Raw genomic sequence first — 19,972 nt, 5'->3', positions numbered from 1 at the left:
TTGTTTATTTTCATCGGAGTATTTTTAAATTCGATTGCAAATGTATGAATAATAGTCGAATAAACCTAACCATTTTTTCAAATTGCCACATATGTGATTATCTCAACAGTCTATAACTCAATTTTATAATGCCGGAAGTATAGGCAATATGTTCTGTCAACCCCCAATTAGATTCTTTAGGTTTATTAGGAAACAGTGGAATGCCTGAACCTAAAATTACAGGGATATAACAGATTTGCATCTCGTCAATTAAGCCTGCATTTAAGCACATGGTAATCAATTCTCCACCACCAGTTAACCAACAATCTTTGCTGTTTCTATTTTTTATGTCAGATATTTGTCCGATAATATTGTCAGTTATAAACTCTATATTTTCACTTGTATCTATCGCTTTATGAGATACCACAAAAGTTTTCTTATCCTTGTATGGCCATAAAATATCCATGCATGATAATTCATGATAGGTTCTTCCTCCCATGATGACGGCATCTACAGAAGCAAGCATTTCATTATACCCATAGTCTTGTTTTGTGTGGTTTGGGAATTCGGTTAGCCAATCTAAATCTCCGTCTGGTCGGGCTATGTATCCATCGAGTGAAGCGGCAATGTAAACTTTAATTTTTCCCATGTTTCTTGATTTTGATGTTTATACTATTGCTCGCTGTACCTAAAAAGAAAAAGCGTGGAACTCACGCTGTCTCGACACGAGGTACTGGTATACCCTAAGAACGAAACAGGCAAGTCCACGCCATACTTTCGTATAGCATGAACATTGCACATTCCATCTCGTTCTTAAGTTGAAAATTACCAGTTTCCGTGTCGAGACGTTCAGCGAACGTTATGTTATATATTTATGAAGTATCTAATATACTCCTTAAAATCTTTATTTTACGCATGCAAATATAATACATAAAATTGATTTATTTACTGTCAGCTTCATCCATTCTCTTGTTCAGAGTCTTAATCAGTCGGTTTAGAAATTCTGTCCTGTTAGTTTTTCGACTTCTGATTTCTAAGTATATATGATAAATATCATTTAAATCGACATTGAATATTCTGCCAAAAATAGTTGCCAAAGCTTTTATTTCGATGTTTCCGGAATTAATGCTCTTTTCTTCATAAATGCCGTATATGATTTCAGTGAGAGCCGTTTTTTTATCCGTCCATTGGGCAAAAGGAATTTCAATATCTGTTGAAAAGTCATTCTCTTCCTGATATTTCAATTTGGATAATTGATAATTTAAGTGTGCAGCTAACATATCATTTGCCAGCAATCTCGCTACTTTGAAATCGAAATGTGTGGAAAATCTTGGATCTCGCTCAAAATAAAAACTCTCAAGATTTAATTCCATATCTTTCCTTCCTCTTACAAAATAATATTCGTCAAAATTTGCTTTACCGGAACGGTAATATTGTATAAATTCTGTATTTCTGTTATAAAACAGATTGATTCGTTCATGTTCTCTCTCTAAATATACCCGGATTGTTTTGTAATTTGAGATGGGACGGTTTAACTCCAACTGATATATTTTACGAAAAAAAATCAACTTACTAAACAATTGAGGTTTTATCTCTTTAAAGAACATTATTTCATCGCGTTTCGATGGAAATGTAAAACTTGATACAATATTCTTAAGATCAATAAAGCCGTTTTCCAATAACAATATAGTAGGAGGGACATCCCTTATAATATCAGACATTTCTAACTCTTTTTCTCGAACAATAGAAGTTAGTTCTTCTGAAATCTGGTATATCTTATTCATCATGATTATATTCGAATTTTATCTGTGATCCAAATACATAGCCAAATACTTGCCTGTTAAAGATACTTTGTCTGCAATAATCTTTTGTGGAATCCCTTCGAATATTATATTTCCACCATCTTTTCCAGCACCTGGCCCCATATCTATTATCCAATCGGCTTGACTGATAACATCCATATTGTGTTCAATAATAATAACCGTATTTTTATTATTAACCAACTTGTTGAATAGCTTTATAAGTTTAGATATGTCTGAGCCATGAAGCCCTGTGGTAGGTTCATCAAAGACATATACATTTCCTTTATTATTCAGTTCTGTTGCCAGTTTAAGGCGTTGGCGTTCGCCACCTGAAAATGTATTTAATGATTGTCCCAATGTCAAATAATCCAAACCTACTTCGCAAAGTCGATTGAGTGGTCCAGTTATTTCATGTTCATTGAAAAATGTATTCGCCTCGCTAATCGTCATTGTCATTATGTCTGTGATACTTTTACCATATAACCGATATTTCAAGACTTCCGGTTTAAAACCACTTCCGTTGCAATGCTCGCAACGTACTTCCACTGCATCTAAAAAGGCGATATCAGTTGATATTGTACCCAATCCTTTACATTCGGGACAAGCGCCATCTGAATTATTACTAAACAATGATTGTTTGACGCCGTTTTGTTTTGCAAATAATCCCCGTATTAGATCCAATATCCCTGTATATGTTGCAATATTAGACCTTTTGCTGCCTCGCAAAGCACTTTGATCTATTACAACTATATCTTTATACTGATTGATTAACGACTTTACAATTGAGCTTTTTCCAGAACCGGCTACGCCTGTAATCACTGTCAGTACTTCTTTGGGAATCTGAACTGATATACCTTTCAGATTGTGGAGTGTGCTATTTTGTATGATAAGATAGTCTGATGATTTTCTGTAGTTGCTTTTAAGCAAATTATTGCAATTAAGATAAATACCAGTTGGCGTGTCTGCTTTTTTCAAGCCGTCAAGGTTACCTTCATAAACGATATTACCACCTTTTTTACCAGAACCAATTCCCATATCGACGATATGGTCAGCTATAGCTATTACATCGGGATCATGTTCTATGATCAATACGGTATTACCTTTATCCTTCAATTCGATTAATAATTTATTTAATCGTTGTACATCATTTGGATGTAACCCAATACTTGGTTCATCGAAAATGTATGTAAGGTCTGTCAGACTGCTACCCAAATGCCGGACAAGTTTTATTCGTTGTGATTCTCCGCCAGACAATGAAGATGTTTCCCTGCCTAAAGTCAAATATCCCAACCCAATGGACAATAAGTTTTCAAGATTTTTAATGATTGAATCCAATAATGGAGTGATAGAGTCGTCTTTTAAGGTTTTAATGAATTCCAGTAAATCGTCAATTTGCATATTGCAACAGTCGGCAATACTCCTTCCTTCAATCTTGCAGCTTAATACCCGAGGATTCAAACGAGTTCCATTACATTCGGGACAGAGGCCTTGTTTTACGACTTCCTTATATCTTGATGCACTCTTGCCTGTAATTTCCTTTGATTCTTTCTTGAAGAAACTGCGTTCAAAACGTGGTAAAATCCCTTCATATATTCCAGTTTTAGGAAATCTCGGGTCAGGATTAGTTAACTTCAAATCGTTTGCATAAACAAGATTATACCACTCATTTTCCGTATAATCCTTTATCTTCTTATTATTGTCAAACAGTCCTGAATAGACATACCGAGTCCAACGCCATCCACCAACTTCAAACGTAGGAAATTTTATCGCACCTTCATTTAATGAACGCTCTTTATCTATCAATTCATTTAAATCAACAATACTTGTTTTGCCAAGTCCTTCGCAGCAAGAACACATTCCTTGCGGATTGTTAAACGAAAAAACAGAGGAATGACCAATGAAAGGTTTTCCAATTCTGGAAAAGAGCAACCTTAAAAGAGAATAAATGTCCGTTATAGTACCTACTGTTGAACGAGCGCTTCCTTCTATTCTTTTTTGGTTCACGATAATTGCAACTGCTAAGTTCTGCAAGCTGTCCACATCTGGTTTGCCATATTGTTGCAATCGATGACGAATAAAACTATCATAAGTCTCATTCAAAAGCCTTTGTGATTCAGCTGCTATTGTATCAAATACTAATGAAGTCTTACCAGAACCCGATACTCCAGTAAATACCGTTATCTTCTTTTTGGGTATTTTAACTGAGATGTTTTTTAAATTATTCTCTCTTGCTCCTTTAACTATAATATCATTTTTGCTCATATTTAAAAATATTTTTTGCAAAAATAGAATATGCTAATTACTTGAGCAATAAGCGATAAATCTTTCACCCGGTGATAAATTTAGCCCTATTTGATTAATAAATGACTATCTTTGCAGACGAATAAACAAAAGATGGATATATGTATGTAAAGAAAAACCCAATGGACTATTCCGATTGTTCAGTGAGGATTGCAATTGATATTTTATCGACAAGCTGGAATGCATGGCTAATATCTGAAATTGACAAAGGGGTTATAAGACCTTGTGATTTACATCGGAGTATAAGTGTCGCACCAAAACGTGTATTGACAAAACAATTGGGCGAATTGGAAAAAATGGGTATCCTACAAAAGAAGGTTTATCCTGTGTTGCCATTAAAAGTGGAATACTCACTGACAGAATCTGGTAAAGAACTGATTCTAATCATTGATAATTTATGGCAGTGGGGAGATAAGTACAAAGCTGACTTTTTAAAGAGGACAGAGATTGATAAATAGTTTTAGTGCAAGGTGCAAGCATATCTATATATAGATACTTGCACCTTGCACTAAGTCAAAACATTATGGGATAGATGTTTTGCCAATTCAGAAAAAGCTTGTATCTTTGAACCCAAGATATATGCAGAAAAGCATAGGTCAAAGGTGGACAAATAGGACTCTGAAACTTGTGCCTAATTCGTTACCGACAATAAGTTTGGAAAATATAAAGTGTTGACTTAAAGTTATATGGATGGGAAGGTTCACCGACCTCTCTCTCCGCTGAAAGGTCTGGACAAAAACAGACAACAAACGGACAAAAACCTACAAGTCAACAACTTGTAGGTTTTTTTATTACCTTTTTGTCCGGGATAAAAGTCAGAAAAAAGCCCCCAAAGGACACAGTTTTGTGCCTAAATCGTTACCGATTCCGTTCCGGACAAAATAGGTAACACCATTGTTTCAAATAATTCAGTGCCAATGGTAAATCATATTTTATCTTAATCCAACATAGAATCCTTTTTTTACTCTTAACTTTTCAAAAAATGTGTGTTATATCCAACAAATTATTATTTCTTTTGTTTAAAATAAAAAGAATTAGTTTATCGAATATTGAATGGGCAATCATATTGACATAAAAATATTAAATGCGCTGCAAAATGGAAATCACAAGGCTTTTGAATCTGTTTTTATTGCCTATTACAATAAAATTAGAATATTTATTTTCGGATATATAAAGTCTGAGGTTGATGCCGAAGAATTGACTGAAGAGATATTTGTTAATCTTTGGATAAATAGAGAAAGTATTGATTTATCTAAATCATTTAATTCATATTTACATACCATAGCACGAAATGCCGCTATCAATTTTCTAAAACATAAATATATACATTCTGAATATATTACAGATGTTTCGATCTCCGGATATACTTCAACATCCGAAGAAGATTTGATTGCAAAGGAATTAGGTCTGTTAATAGATGACGTTGTAAATAAAATGCCACCACAACGCAAACAAATCTATATATTGAGTAGAAATAAAGGATTAAACAATACAGAGATTGCAGATCAATTAAATACTACTAAGCATAACGTAGAAAGCCAATTAAGCTTTGCTCTGAAAGAAATTAGAAAGGTTATTTCTACCTTCTTTTTTACTCTGATTTAGAATTTCTCCCAAAAACTTCATTTTTCCTATTGAGCTTTCTAGCACTTTATTGTATATATAGTAAAGGAAAGCATAATAATGAAAAATTCGCTTATGAATACATTAAAGTCTTTTTGTATGATTACCATATTAGCATTTGCGTGGTATTCGTGTAATAATGAAGAGACAGACTTTGTTCCGTCACAAACAATAGTAATAATGGAGGGAGAAGGCGGTACAAAATTGATCACATTCGAGACTAACGACTGGAGGCTAACGAGCGTTGTAAACAAAAACGGAGGTCAAAAAATATTCGGAAATATATTTGACCAAGATGGGAAACTGATAAAAGAAAATTCACTATTGGAACTTAACGAACTGGGAAAAATAGATGCTTCATGGCTTGATAAAGGATTTAATATTACTCGTAATACCCCTAATTCCCTCCAAATAGAATTATATGAAAATGCAACGGAAGAAGAATTCAGTTTCGCCATAATTATAGAAAATGAAGGTCAAATAAACGAAATAACAGTTGTTCAAAAAATATGTGAGGGTTATACTTTTGAAGGTTTAGAATATTTTTTAGCTGAGAACGATGGAGATACTTTCTATGTAACAGAAAGTAACACCTATACCCATAGTATATCTAAACCGATGGAAATTGAAATTTCTCCTTTTGGAGGTATAAATATTATGAACACATCTTACTTTGTAAGTGATAATTATTATGCTTTTGTGTGGTTTAAAGAGGATCTTATAGAAGTAAATGTACCATCATCTATCGTCGACGATAAAATATATCTTTCGAACGAGAAAAAGATTTATGGGAAAATATCAAAAAATTGGGATGAAGAGTACGGTACTGTTAAAGAGAAACTTTTGATACCGGAGGGTGAAAGTAAGTTTCATGTTGAATTGGAATGGCGTAATCGACAAGTGTCTTATAAACTAACAATGAAAAATAAGCGGACAGGTGATTTGAAAATAGTAGAAGGAAAATGGATAGAAACTACTCCCACGGGGATATATACTATTATTAGAGATTATTAAGATGAAAAAAAATAATCGCATATCAGATATTATTAAAAGATATCTTTCTGCACGTTTTTCTTCTAAAACAGAAGAAAAGGTTCAGCAATGGCTTATAAAAGATGAAAACAGAGAAGAAAAAGAATCTGCATCTTTAGAATATTGGGATAGCTTGGAGGAAAGTTCTAATTCCGAAATATATTCTGCTTTGGATAGAGTTAATCAAAGAATCGGATATACACAAAAACAAACAATTAAAGTTCCTTTATATAAGAGACTAAGCCGTGTAGCTGCCGTTCTTATACCCTTACTTATTATTGCAGGAGGTTATTTCTATTATCAATCTACTCAAAGTGATATAATAGAAATTAAGGTTGCTTATGGAGAAGAAAAACATTTATTTTTACCCGACAGTTCCGAGATATGGATTAATTCGGGTTCGATAGTCAAATATCCTAAAGAATTCAGTGAAAACCAACGTCTTGTACAATTAAGCGGAGAAGCTTATTTTTCGGTGCGGAGAGATGAATCAAAACCTTTTATCGTAAAAACAGAAAATTTATCAGTGAATGTACTCGGAACTAAATTTAATGTCAAAGCCTATTCAAATGAAGAGCGAATAATAACAACATTGACAAGTGGTAAGGTTGAAATAATATTAGAAAAACAATCTCAGATATTAAAACCAAATGAGCAGTTAACTTACAATAAAGTAACTGCCACTACCAACATAAAAGAAATTTCTCCTAAAGAAACCAATGTTTGGCTTACAGGTCAGCTAATATTTAACAATTCGTCTTTGAGTGAAATATTACAAACACTGGAAAGACGCTTCAATATTTCTATAACAAACAATACCGAAATTCCTATAACAAAACAATATACAGTCAAGTTTCTGAAAAACGAAAATCTAGAAGAAATATTAGACATCCTGCATGATGTAGTTGGTTTTAATTATCAAATTGACGGAAATCAAATAGTATTAATTGAAAAGCTGTAGTAATGAAACATTTGATTGGTATAATATTATTCGCCTTACCTATCTCGTTAGTTGCTCAAGAACACAAGAATATTAATTATTGGCTTGATAATATGGTTTTACCATCGGCTGAAACTCCTGCTATGCAGTTGAAAAGCTATGGACTTAACGATAGGCTACTAACGCCGTCTCCTATACATATAGAAAAGCAATTGGTTGATTTTCCAAAACTCAAACCATTATCATATACTAACTTTCTTCAACAACATGATATATGGAAACCGACAAAAAATATTTTATTAGAAAACAATCGATTTAAATCTAATTATCCTTTAACATTCTCAGCTAAAGACATAAAAAACGTTGATTTGAGAATAAATTATCAACTTACAAACCGACTATCGGTAGAGCTTTCGGGATATTACATAGCAGATCGTTATAAGAATCCAACAATTTTGGGTGGTCAATTATATCAATCCGAGATTGCTGCAAATCTATCATATAGCATAACAAAGAATTTGAAAATAAAGACTGGTATGCAATACGTGTACAATCTGGCAACCAGACGTTGGGAGTATATCTATATGACAGGTATTGCTTTTAATTTTTAATATAAGAGAGTCGGGAAGCAGCTTGAGACCCTCTTCCCGACTCCGAAATATCAACACTCATTTTAAAAATTAAGAAAACGAAGTATTAACAATACAAATGTAATATAATGAATCGCATAAACGCACTGAGTAGGACTCTTCTTTTGATAATTTCTTGCTTTATTGTATCCATTGCATTTGCTCAGACTAAAGACAATACTATTTCAATAGAGAACAAGAGTATCTCAATCAAAGAAGCTTTTTTAGAAATAGAGAAGCAAACCGAATATAGTATTGCTTACGAACAATTAGGGACAGATCTGGACAAAAGGCTTTTTCTATCTTTTAAAGGCGAAAAAATAGACAAGGTTATCAGCCAAATATTAAAAGGAACGGATTTGACATATAAAATAAGAGGTTATCACATCATTGTCTCAAAGAAGAAAAAAGAAGATAAAAAGGAGGAACGCAAGCCTATTACTCAAACTGTAAAAGGAATAGTAATTGACGAATTTACAGAGCAAAGCATACCGTATGCATCAGTTGAAATATTAGGGCATCCAGAATTTGGCTCTATTTGTGATAGTTTAGGTTATTTCACTATAAGAAATGTACCTGTCAGCAGGTATAACATCCAAGCAAGTAATTTAGGATTCGACTCGAAAGTGGTCAGGGAAGTGCTTGTCACATCTGCCAAAGAAGTTGTATTGAAGATTTCACTCAATGCCAATATGCATATGTTAGACGAAGTGGTTGTATTTCCCCATGTAGATAAAGAGGGTACAATCAATCCAATGGCTTTGGCTGGCGGGCGTACACTTACAGTTGAAGAAGCAAGCCGATTTGCAGGAGGTTTTGACGATCCTGCCCGTTTGGTTTCCTCTTTTGCAGGTGTAACAAGCGGTGTAAATACCAATGCCTTAACTATCAGAGGAAATAGCCCTCAGTTTACACAATGGAGGATGGAAGGTGTTGAGATACCTAATCCTACACATTATGCTGACATGACAGGTTTAGGGGGAGGTTTACTATCAGGACTTAGCAGCAATGTATTAGGCAATTCCGATTTTTACAATGGTGCTTTTCCTGCTGAATACACCAATGCTTTGGCTGGAGTTTTTGATATACAAATGCGAACAGGTAATAGGGATAGCCATGAACATTCCTTTCAGGTTGGATTGTGGGGACTGGATTTAGCATCAGAAGGCCCTATTAGTGAGAAGAACAGAAGTTCGTATTTGTTTAACTATAGATATTCTTTTTCTGGAATCTCTGACGCTATTAATGGAACAGAAGAAGGTTTAGACTATCAAGATTTGGCATTTAAACTCAATTTTCCGACCAAAAAGGCAGGAACTTTCTCCATTTGGGGCTTAGGGCTGCATGACAAGATATTACAAAAAGAAGAGTCTGACTCAACAAAATGGGAATATACATCCGACAAGCAGAGATCCGATAATCGGTTTACCAAAGGGATGTCTGGCATCGGGCATAAAATATATCTGAATAACAATAGTTACTTAAAATCTTCTTTAGCTGTTACCTATTCGAAGGTACACGCACTGGTAGATCAGATAGATGATAAATTAGAATTTCATCGCATGGCTGATATGAAGAATAGCTATACAGATGTGATTCTAAATTCATATATAAATAAGACATTTAGTGAAAGACATACAAATAGGACAGGTTTTTCTTTAACACGATTGTCCTATGATTTAGATTTCAACTTGAGTGATAAGGCCGGTATATACGAACCTATGCGACAGATAGCGAAGGGAGACGGCAGTGTCTATGTCTTCTCTGCTTTTTCAAATTCAGTATTCAAGCTAACCCCAAATGTTGATGCCAGTATTGGCTTGGCGAGCCAATATTTCAGCCTAAACAAGAATTGGACTTTAGAGCCAAGAGCCAGTATAAAGTGGAAGTTACCCCAAAATCAATCTATCGCTTTAGCCTATGGACTGAATGCCACAAGAGAACGACTCGACTATTACTATGTGAAGCTGAATAATCAATATGTGAACAAAAATGTAGACTTTAGTAAAGCTCATCATTTTTCATTAAGTTATAGTAAACGGTTATCAGATAATCTATTTCTTAAAATAGAGCCTTACTATCAAGACCTTTATAATGTTCCTGTTGAGCCAAATACTTCTTTCTCCATCTTGAATTATAACGCCTATGGATTAGATAAAAAATTGGTCAATGATGGAAAAGGGCGAAACTATGGAGTTGATCTTACGATGGAACGTTATCTCAATCAAGGGTGGTATGCTCTACTTACAGGCTCTCTTTTCAAGTCTGAATACAAAGGAGGAGATAATATTTGGCGGAATACTCGTATGGATCAACGTTTTGTTATCACTGGCTTAGTCGGTAAAGAGTGGACTTTCGGGAAGAGCAATCATAAAACCTTTAGTGCCAATATCCGTCTAACTTATCAGGGCGGAAATCGTTATACTCCAATCGACGAAACAGAATCACAAAACAGCCAGGGAGTTGAACAAATAGACACTAAAGCATTTAGTCTAAGACTACCAAATTCATTCACGACCGATTTAACACTTCGTTATCATGTTAATAAAAAGAAAATATCCCATGAATTTTCCTTTATGATACTGAATGCGAATGGATTCAAACAAACTGGATATGTATATAATTTAGAGACAAATTCAGTAGAAAAAAAGAGATTAGCCCCCATTGTACCAAGTATCAGTTGGAAAATCTATTTCTAAAATATCCCTACAAAATAAGTAGCCACCACTAAAATCATTCAGTATATAAGGATTTCTCATAATAGAATCCATTTTATTCACAAAAAAATAAATATTTATGAATGATTTTATTCAAACAGAGCTATTCAATCTATTGATTGATAACTCAACAGTAACGAACAAAGAAATGGAAGACGCCTATGGTAACTTTCTGAAAGAGGTAAAAGTATTAAATCAACCCGAAATCGATTATTAATTTTTCGATCGTTGAGTCTGATTCGTATTGAGTTCATGTCTTTACAATTACTTTTTCTCTGTTATCATTTTTCGATGTTCACGCCCCCATTTTATCATTTCTTTTATGATGTTTCCAAAAGACTTACAATAGTCTGTTGATTCATATTCCACCATTACGGGAGGCCCCGGATGTACGGTTCTTCTGACAAGATTATTTAATTCCATATCTTTCAGTTCTTTTGATAACATTCTCCTTGTGATACCCGGTATGCTACGTTCAATCTCCTTAAAACGTTTATTTCCATTACAAATAGAATTGATGATAGGAATTCTCCATTTTCCACCTATTACATACAATGTATCTTGCAATGCTCTGTATTCTTCTGATTGATTTCTAATCATATACAATATTTAATTGGTATACTAAATTATACTGGTTACAAATGTATACCTTTTAAGCCATACCTTTGCATAAACTTTTTAAAAATTTATATTATGGAACAACTTAAGAATAAAATCGCTCTTATAACAGGAGGAAACAGTGGGATAGGCTATGCAACGGCGAAAGAGTTTATTTCACAAGGTGCTAAAGTAATTATTACCGGCAGACGAAAAGAGGCCATTGAAAAAGCGGCACAGGAAATCGGCGCAATTGCATTTGTCGCTGATCAAGCAAACTTGCAACATACTGATTTGCTTCGTAACGAAGTTGAAAATCAATTTGGTAAAGTTGATATATTATTTATCAATGCTGGTATTATGGGAACATTGGAACTGATTGAAAATCAAACTGCGGAGAATTATGACAATGTAATGAATATCAATGTTAGAGGTGCATATTTCACGCTGAGTAAATTAATTCCACTTTTAAATGATGGAGCTTCAGTTGTTATGTTGTCATCCAATACAGCCATCATGCACAGTCCTAATTCTTCAATCTACCAAGCAAGCAAAGCCGCATTAAATTCAATAGCAAAAACAGCAGCCGCAGAATTAGCACCGAGAAGAATAAGAGTGAACTTAGTCAGTCCGGGGCCGATTAAAACAGACATCATAGCCAAATCTGGTTTTAACGAAGCTACTGTTAAAAGTATTAAAGACCATTTGGTTAATGAAGCAATTCCGTTGAAGAAAATGGGTGAACCAGAAGACGTTGCAAAACTTGTAAGATATTTATGTGAGGAAAGTGCGAATTATATCACGGGCGCAGAAATCATTATAGACGGAGGAATGACCCTTTAAAAAATGGAATTAGATAAACCGAAAAATCAAAAATAATCACTTAAAGAAAGGAATAGATAAAATGAAAGCTATTGTAATGCACAAACCAGGAGAACCTGAAGTATTAGAATTGGTCGAGAGAAAGGATCCCATACCAGGTATCGGTGAAGTACTTGTCAAAGTAACCGCTGCTGGAGTGAATTTCATGGATACGGGCGTCCGGCGTGGTATGTTCTGGACTGAACCTGATCCCAAAATCATCGGTGTTGAGGGGGCTGGAAGTATAGTAGCCATTGGCAAAGGTGTCGATGATTTCCAGATTGGGCAGCGTGTAGCATGGGTCTATGTCCCCGGGAGCTATGCTGAGCTAATTGCAATTCCAACGTCAGCACTCGTGCCCATTCCAGATGAAATAGACGACCGGACAGCAGCATCTATTATGATGCAAGGACTAACGGCAAGTCATTTCACAACGGACTTTTATCCTATTCAAGTGGATGATATTGCACTTGTTCACGCCGCTGCTGGTGGATTAGGAATGCTGATAACACAAATCGTTAAGCTTAGGGGTGGAACCGTGATTGGACGCGTTTCAAACGAAAGCAAAGTGTCGATTGCAAAAGAAGCAGGTGCAGACCATGTCATTGTTGATTCTGGCGGTAACTTCGCTGATGAAGTTCTCCGGTTGACGGCCGGCGAAGGCGTACACGTTGTTTACGATGGCTCCGGCCCAGCGACGTTTCAAGCTTCGCTTTCGTCTCTCCGTCGATCAGGCACTTTCTGCTGGTTCAGTCCTGTACTCGGTGGCCCCGGAGTGTTCGATATCAGCACTCTGCCGAAAAGTGTCAAAATTGGCTATGCCGCTTTCATGGATCACGTCCATACGCCAGAATTGCTACGCTTGCACACTAAGCAGCTTTTTGATTGGGTTATCGAAGGTAAGTTGAAGATCCGAATCGGGGGCATATATCCCTTGGCGGAGGCCAGTCAGGCTCATGCCGATATGGAAAGCCGTGCCACCATCGGAAAGCTTTTGCTAATCCCGTGATATTGAGAACATCCGTTGTTCATGAATAAAGTCACACAACAAACAACGACCGAACAATAACTTTTGATGCAAGGTGCAAGTATCTCTATATAGATAAACTTGCACCTTGCACCAAGGGCAATCGGCAAAAGCCATGTTGCTGTCGAACTCAATAGGGAGATTAATAAAATTAATCTCCTGATACATTCCCATTACAAAGAAATCTTACACCGAACAGGAACGGTTAATGCCATTGAGGTAAAAAATGCTTTTCAGGGAATCGCTACCGTATAGAAAACCCTACTTGTACACTTCAGGGATATGGCAGAAGAATTTCGCCAACGGATAGACATCGACCATCTAAGCACTTAATTCTTACTTATCTACTGCCCGTTTTCATACGAGAGTCTTCTATTAATTTTGTAGTCAAACAATTACCTTCCGACTAACACAAATATAATAAAAAACGACTTTTTGAACATTATCACCCTCTTATTGATAATGTGGAATGATGTTGATTTATAAATCTTTGTTCCTATATCAAAGACCGAGAAAAGTTATTGGATAACCAAGATCAAACTTTTTCTGCTTTTCTGCATGTAGCAGCAACAGATTCTCCTACTTCCTGCAGAGAGAAGCGGATAAAAACAGAGAAAAATCCGTTTGGGTAGATTTTCTGAACATAAGTTATGATAATGGTGTTTAATGTATTAGTGCTGTCAATCATTTAGAGGTCATTAAAAATATTGGAAAAATGGAAAATATTGAAAATATAGTAACCAACCAGAGAGCATATTTTTTGAGTGAAGCTACAAAGCCTATCGATTTCAGGGTGCGGCAGCTCAAAAAGTTGAAAAATGTATTGAAAGCACACGAGCAGGAAATGATAGAAGGTATCGCCTTGGATTTCAAAAAATCCGAATTTGATACCTATGTCAATGAGCTATCTCTTTTATACAGCGATATCGATGAGGCGATTAGTAAAATAAAATGTTGGACAAAAGTCAAACGGGTATCTACCAATCTTGTTAACTTTCCTGCAAAGAGTTACATTATTCCCGAACCGATGGGCGTATCTTTGATTATTGGTGCGTGGAACTATCCTTATCAACTGTCGTTTGCTCCTATGATCCCCGCAATTGCAGCAGGATGTACGGTGGTGCTCAAACCAAGCGAACTACCCGCCAATACCAGTCGCATTATGGCAAAGATTATCAACGAAAATTTTGCCTCTCAATATATTGCAGTCATAGAGGGAGGTATTCCCGAAACAAAAGAATTACTGGAACAGAAATTTGATAAAATCTTTTTTACGGGAAGTGTTCCCGTCGGGCGTATTGTTTATCAGGCTGCCGCAAAACATCTTACTCCGGTTACACTGGAATTGGGTGGCAAAAGTCCGGCTTTCATTACTGAAAAATGCAATATGAAAATGGCGGTCAAACGATTGGTGTGGGCAAAATTCCTCAATTCGGGACAGACCTGTATTGCTCCCGATTATATCCTGGTGCACCGTTCGGTGAAACAGCAATTTTTGGATACATTGCTTGCGGAGATCAAGGCCAATGAATTTAGTTTTGAAGCCGGAACCTATGTACAGATCATAAATGACAGGAATCTGGAACGTATTGCAGGGCTGATCGATCCGGCAAAAGTGTATTACGGTGGAAAAATAGACAGGGAAAACCGTTACATCGAACCTACGATAATGACCAATGTGGATTTTAACGACAAAGTGATGCAGGAAGAGATCTTCGGACCGATATTGCCTGTCATCGAATACGATAATCTTTCCCATGCCATCGGTTGGGTGAAAGAAAGGCCACGCCCGCTATCCTGTTACGTGTATACCGAAGATAAAACGATCAAAAACAGGGTTTTGAAAGAGGTTTCTTTTGGTGGCGGAGCCGTGAATGATAGTGTGATGCACATTACAAACCCTCACCTTCCGTTTGGTGGAGCAGGGGAAAGTGGTATAGGTTCGTATCATGGCGATACCGGATTTAAGGCATTTACACATTATAAAAGCATTTTGGACAAACCGACGTGGATTGAGTTTAACCTGAAATATTATCCGCATACGCCATTTAAACTAAAGTGGATTAAAAAGTTGTTAAGTTAAATTGTAAATTATTATGGCAAGTATCCAAAGTAAAATATTCCAGATCCTGCTTCGACTGGTCAATATGAAAGGCAGTTGGGAAAAAGAGATGCGCTCGGGGAAAATTGATACCAAAAGCTATCGCCCCGAACCACCCAAATGGTTATTTCAAAAGGTAAACATTAAAACGGGACAAATCAACAGATGGAATGTATATACCTTGTCGCCTTTGCAGAATGCGGCAGAGACGGTCGTGCTTTTCCTTCATGGTGGTGGGTATATCCACGCAGCAGCACTTCAGCATTGGCAGTTTGTTTACAGATTGATAAAACACTCTGGTTGCACCGTGGTTTTCCCTGATTACCCTTTAGCCCCGAAGTATACATACAAAGATGCATTCGAAGTTGTTGAACCTCTTTATAAAAAATTGCTTGCAAGACACGGAGCAAAGAATCTTATAGTGATGGGTGACTCTGCCGGAGGAGGTTTCTCGCTAGCTTTATCACAAAAAATGAAAAATGAAGATATTGAACCACCAATACAAACCATCTTGTTGTCACCTTGGTTGGATATCAGTACATCCAATCCGGAAATGAAAACAATTGACCCCAAAGACGCCTTCCTTGGTATAAAAGGTTTGCAGATGGCTGGTAAAGCGTATGCAGGAGATTTAGATATGCAGAATTATCTTGTTAGTCCGATTAATGGTCCGTTGAAAGGATTAGGCAAAATCAGTATATTTACAGGTACTCACGATATTTTTGTTTGCGATGCCCGAAAATTCAAATCCATGTGCCAATCCGAAGGTGTAGACATCAACTATTATGAATACGAGGGAATGCCGCATGTGTGGATGATACTTGGCTTTCCGGAATCTAGAAGGGCGATTGATGAGATTGTAAGATTGATTAATCGGATTTGATATAATCTCGAAATTGATAAAACAATCATGTGAAGGTTTAATCTGATAATAGTAAATAAATATAAGATAGCAAATGGAGCACATAACAGAATCGAAAATGCTGGAATCGTATTTATATCTATGTCCCCTTATTATTGATGGATTTAGGGGTTGAGTAATCTAAAAACCGGTTGAGATTGTTGTATATAATAAAAACATATGATGATGAATGTATATGATTTTACCGTAAAAGACAGCAAAGGCAATGACATCCCTTTATCAAACTATAAAGGGAAAGTATTACTTATTGTGAATACGGCAACGGCATGCGGCTTTACCCCACAATATAAAGATTTACAGGATTTATATATTAAATATCAGGATAAAGGCTTTGAGATATTGGATTTTCCTTGTAATCAGTTTGGGAAACAGGCTCCCGGGACAAATGAAGAAATTGCCGGTTTTTGCGAAATGAAATACAAAACCACATTTACAACTTTTGCCAAAATTGATGTAAATGGAAATCATGCCCATCCTTTATATAAATACCTGAAAGAAAACGGAAAAGGGTTCTTGGGAGATGCCATTAAGTGGAATTTTACCAAATTTCTGATTGACAAAAAAGGTCATATTGTCCGTCGTTATGCTTCGATAACGAATCCGTCGAAAATTGAAGGAGCTATTCAGAAACTTATAGCGGAATAACAAATGCTGGCAAAAAAACCCACGATCATCGACCTGTCGAAGATTTTCGATATAGACCGCAAACAGACATTGGCTATCACGTCTTCCAAAGCAACAAAAAGGTTTGCAAACTTATAATTTAATTATGATACCTGCATTCATAACAAAACCATCCAATGGTGCGTAAATATCCCGAAATTCAGGTTTAGTCATCGACCCCGTATAAATAGTATCGAACCTTGTTTGCCGTCTATCTGTAAAGTTTTCAAAGTTAGCATATATTGAGAATTTTTCCCAAATCCGTTGCATCATTAATCCGCAAATAAGGTAGTCCTGACCTGTTTTGCCGTCATTCAATTTTTGTTTTCCCGTATAATAAGCTTCCAATCCGATTTTCCATTTATCTTCCACCTCATACATTAAGACAGAATTAATTTTATGTTTAGGGGTTAGGACTTTCCGGTAGCTCCTGCCATCTTCCTTAACCTTTGCGTCCGTGTAGGTATATCCGAAAAATAAGCCGAAATCTTTATAATTTATTTTCATATTGGTTTCTGCGCCTTTACTATCTACATGACCGTCTATGTTATTAAACTGCCAACGGTTATCATCCGTCGCTTGTAACTCAAGCGGATTTCTCAGGTAAGTATAAAAGAATAACTGGTTTATGCTCAAGAAGACCTGATCATTAAACAAACTTGTCTTGTAAGTAAAATCCACATTTGCCCCATAACTTTTTTCCAACTTGTTCTTGTCATCATCAATTGGCAAAACATTTTGAAATTGTATGCGTTCGCTATCTTCCGAGAAAATAGAGGGTGCTTTATATCCGAATCCGCCACCTATACGCGATGAAAAATTTTCAGTTATCTTGAAGCGAGACGATAGACGGGGTAATATTGCAAATCCATAATCTGTAATATAGTCAGTCCGCAAGCCGCTCTCAAGATTCATCCAATCTGTTATTTTTGTGTTGTTTTGTACAAACAAGCCCAAAGTGCTCATATTATAATCACGCAAAGGAAAATCAGTCAACCTTTTTTCGGTAAACTTATCCGTCCAAACATTCGCACCTGCTACCCATTCCATCTTCTCTTTTGTATGTATATAAGATATTTCCGAAAAAGACGAGAGTTGTTCTCCATCAAATTTGAAATAGGGAATCTCTATTTTACGGCTGAAATAAGTTATGCTGTTCTTTACATCCAATCTGTTTTGTTTATCAAAGCGATGTTCAAATGTAAGTTGGCTTGAGTGTCTCTGTGTTTTATTTCTTTCAAAATATGAATGTCCTTCGTCCCCTTTATCCTCTACATACTTCATATCACCGCCCAGACGGTTTTCTAACATGGAGTTCATACCGAAATTAAAATTTGTATTTTCAGACAGATATAAGAATAATTTAGGATTCAGAACAAACCGGTCAAATTTTGGTATTGCGGTAAGACCTACATCAGACGGGTCATAAGCCCAATTTCGATTATATGATGCAAATATAGTAGTACCTGCTTTATTGAATTTTTGACCGAAAAAGCTGTTTACATCAAGCCCTTTGCCTGTTGTCCCATTCAAGTGTATCGAAAAATCCCTTTCCGTCTCAGGTGTTTTCGATATAAGGTTTACCAATCCCGCAATTGCGCCGCCACCATATAAAGTAGAAGAAGAACCTTTTATTATTTCGACTTGCTCTAAGTCAAGGGGAGGTGTCTGTAACAAACCTAATCCGCTGGCAGCACCTGAAAATACAGGGAAACCGTCTTTTAATATTTGAGTATATCTGCCATCCAAACCCTGAATACGGATTGACGAATTACCTGATATCGCAGATGTTTGTTGTGTCATAATACCCGTACTTTCATTCAGAAGCATACGAATATCACCGGGTTTCATGACACCTTTTTCACCTAATTCTTCGGCATTTATAAACTCAATCCGGGTAGGGATATCTTTAAACGTACGTGTCCCCCTTGTCGAAGAGACAACTACTTCCTGTAATATCTCCTCATCAGGTTCGATCCCGATAACAATAGGTCCGTCCGAAGCCAACGGGAATACCAACTCCTTTATGATCTTCTCATATCCTATATAAGTAATTTCAAATTTCTGTTTACCGTCCGGAATATTAGAGAGTATCGCCCATCCTTCTATATCGGAAGACGTACCGTTTGTCGTGTTTTGAAGTACAATGCTTGCACCGATTAGAGGTTCTTTTGTCTCATAATCTATTAGTTTTACTATAAGTATGTTTTGTGCAAAAATATTGGAAAAACCGACGGCTAAAAATAGCATCAGTATAAATTTCATTTTCATTATGATAAATATTTTAAATTGTCAATTGGAAATAGCATGAAAGTTACGATACTACAAAGAATGTATTACCGTAAAAATTGCAGGTAATATTTAGTATAACCTGCAAAAGATAAGTTCATTTATGCTTGTGGCGGCTGCCAGATTGAAGAGATAAGATCAGGGAGGTTTCCTTTAAATATATAATCTGATTTGCAATCAGATATTAAGTTTAATACTATTGTTATTGGATTATAGAAACGCGCTTCCGGAAACCCTGTGCAAGTATTACAATGTAGAAATGGGGAACAACAACTATAGCTGTTATCAGGACAATCATCACAAGTATTGCATGTGTCGTCTCCCGTATTCAGAGTTTCTGTATGTATTGACAGACATTTATCCTCAAGACAGCAAGGCATTACTGATAATAGTAATACAGTTACAGCTAATATAAAAGATAAATATTTCATATCATAAAGATATATCAATTCATATTAAAAATCAATCAAGAGTCTATTTATTATAGCT

At 35.9% G+C, this 19,972-nt stretch carries 17 protein-coding genes; 12 read left to right on the top strand and 5 right to left on the bottom strand.

The window, feature by feature from the left end:
• Window positions 1-97: 97 nt before the first annotated feature.
• The 3 genes from BQ8014_RS08480 to BQ8014_RS08470 form a co-directional block, all read right to left on the bottom strand.
• Window positions 98-628, bottom strand: coding sequence for a dihydrofolate reductase family protein (locus BQ8014_RS08480; RefSeq protein WP_080903995.1), 531 nt, complete (start codon window positions 626-628; stop codon window positions 98-100).
• Window positions 629-920: 292 nt separating this feature from the next.
• Window positions 921-1,766 (bottom strand): RteC domain-containing protein, encoded by an 846-nt coding sequence (locus tag BQ8014_RS08475; RefSeq protein ID WP_234998016.1) that lies wholly within the window; start codon window positions 1,764-1,766, stop codon window positions 921-923.
• A 15-nt stretch (window positions 1,767-1,781) separates the two neighbouring features.
• On the bottom strand, window positions 1,782-4,043 hold the full coding sequence (locus tag BQ8014_RS08470) for an ATP-binding cassette domain-containing protein (RefSeq protein ID WP_080903994.1): 2,262 nt from the start codon (window positions 4,041-4,043) through the stop codon (window positions 1,782-1,784).
• A gap of 140 nt (window positions 4,044-4,183) precedes the next feature.
• Here BQ8014_RS08470 and BQ8014_RS08465 point away from each other — a divergent pair, with 140 nt between their 5' ends.
• The 7 genes from BQ8014_RS08465 (at window position 4,184) to BQ8014_RS19375 (ending at window position 11,240) form a co-directional block, all read left to right on the top strand.
• Window positions 4,184-4,540: a winged helix-turn-helix transcriptional regulator gene (locus BQ8014_RS08465; protein ID WP_080903993.1), complete on the top strand. Its 357-nt coding sequence runs from the start codon at window positions 4,184-4,186 to the stop codon at window positions 4,538-4,540.
• Window positions 4,541-5,135: 595 nt separating this feature from the next.
• Window positions 5,136-5,687 (top strand): RNA polymerase sigma-70 factor, encoded by a 552-nt coding sequence (locus BQ8014_RS08460; RefSeq protein WP_080903992.1) that lies wholly within the window; start codon window positions 5,136-5,138, stop codon window positions 5,685-5,687.
• A gap of 93 nt (window positions 5,688-5,780) precedes the next feature.
• Complete coding sequence (locus BQ8014_RS08455; protein WP_139785104.1) at window positions 5,781-6,719, top strand: hypothetical protein; 939 nt, start codon at window positions 5,781-5,783, stop codon at window positions 6,717-6,719.
• Between the two features lies 1 nt (window position 6,720).
• Entirely contained in the window at window positions 6,721-7,698 is a 978-nt protein-coding gene (locus BQ8014_RS08450; RefSeq protein ID WP_080903990.1) for a FecR family protein, read from the top strand.
• Between the two features lie 2 nt (window positions 7,699-7,700).
• A complete protein-coding gene (locus tag BQ8014_RS08445; protein WP_080903989.1) occupies window positions 7,701-8,288 on the top strand; it encodes a porin family protein in 588 nt (195 codons plus the stop codon).
• A gap of 107 nt (window positions 8,289-8,395) precedes the next feature.
• Window positions 8,396-11,005, top strand: a complete 2,610-nt coding sequence (locus tag BQ8014_RS08440; RefSeq protein ID WP_080903988.1) for a TonB-dependent receptor — start codon at window positions 8,396-8,398, stop codon at window positions 11,003-11,005.
• 97 nt (window positions 11,006-11,102) lie between these two features.
• Window positions 11,103-11,240: a hypothetical protein gene (locus BQ8014_RS19375; protein WP_160150060.1), complete on the top strand. Its 138-nt coding sequence runs from the start codon at window positions 11,103-11,105 to the stop codon at window positions 11,238-11,240.
• A gap of 47 nt (window positions 11,241-11,287) precedes the next feature.
• Here BQ8014_RS19375 and BQ8014_RS08435 read toward each other — a convergent pair whose 3' ends face one another.
• A complete protein-coding gene (locus tag BQ8014_RS08435; RefSeq protein WP_080905893.1) occupies window positions 11,288-11,623 on the bottom strand; it encodes a winged helix-turn-helix transcriptional regulator in 336 nt (111 codons plus the stop codon).
• 93 nt (window positions 11,624-11,716) lie between these two features.
• Between BQ8014_RS08435 and BQ8014_RS08430 the strand changes: the two genes are divergently transcribed.
• The 5 genes from BQ8014_RS08430 (at window position 11,717) to BQ8014_RS08405 (ending at window position 17,176) form a co-directional block, all read left to right on the top strand.
• Window positions 11,717-12,463: a glucose 1-dehydrogenase gene (locus BQ8014_RS08430; RefSeq protein WP_080903987.1), complete on the top strand. Its 747-nt coding sequence runs from the start codon at window positions 11,717-11,719 to the stop codon at window positions 12,461-12,463.
• Between the two features lie 61 nt (window positions 12,464-12,524).
• Entirely contained in the window at window positions 12,525-13,490 is a 966-nt protein-coding gene (locus BQ8014_RS08425; protein ID WP_080903986.1) for a quinone oxidoreductase family protein, read from the top strand.
• A gap of 733 nt (window positions 13,491-14,223) precedes the next feature.
• The gene (locus tag BQ8014_RS08415) at window positions 14,224-15,591 is read left to right on the top strand and encodes an aldehyde dehydrogenase (RefSeq protein ID WP_080903985.1); all 1,368 of its coding nucleotides are present in this window, start codon (window positions 14,224-14,226) and stop codon (window positions 15,589-15,591) included.
• A 13-nt stretch (window positions 15,592-15,604) separates the two neighbouring features.
• A complete protein-coding gene (locus BQ8014_RS08410; protein ID WP_080903984.1) occupies window positions 15,605-16,492 on the top strand; it encodes an alpha/beta hydrolase in 888 nt (295 codons plus the stop codon).
• Between the two features lie 204 nt (window positions 16,493-16,696).
• The gene (locus tag BQ8014_RS08405; protein WP_200814458.1) at window positions 16,697-17,176 is read left to right on the top strand and encodes a glutathione peroxidase; all 480 of its coding nucleotides are present in this window, start codon (window positions 16,697-16,699) and stop codon (window positions 17,174-17,176) included.
• A gap of 111 nt (window positions 17,177-17,287) precedes the next feature.
• On the opposite strand, the gene BQ8014_RS08400 is transcribed toward BQ8014_RS08405, so the two are convergent.
• Window positions 17,288-19,465: a TonB-dependent receptor gene (locus BQ8014_RS08400; protein ID WP_080903983.1), complete on the bottom strand. Its 2,178-nt coding sequence runs from the start codon at window positions 19,463-19,465 to the stop codon at window positions 17,288-17,290.
• Window positions 19,466-19,972 lie beyond the last annotated feature (507 nt).

Source organism: Parabacteroides sp. Marseille-P3160 (genome assembly GCF_900162725.1).
Classification (GTDB): Bacteria; Bacteroidota; Bacteroidia; order Bacteroidales; family Tannerellaceae; genus Marseille-P3160.
Note: the sequence above shows the minus strand (reverse complement) of the source record. Positions and strands in the feature narration are given on the sequence as shown.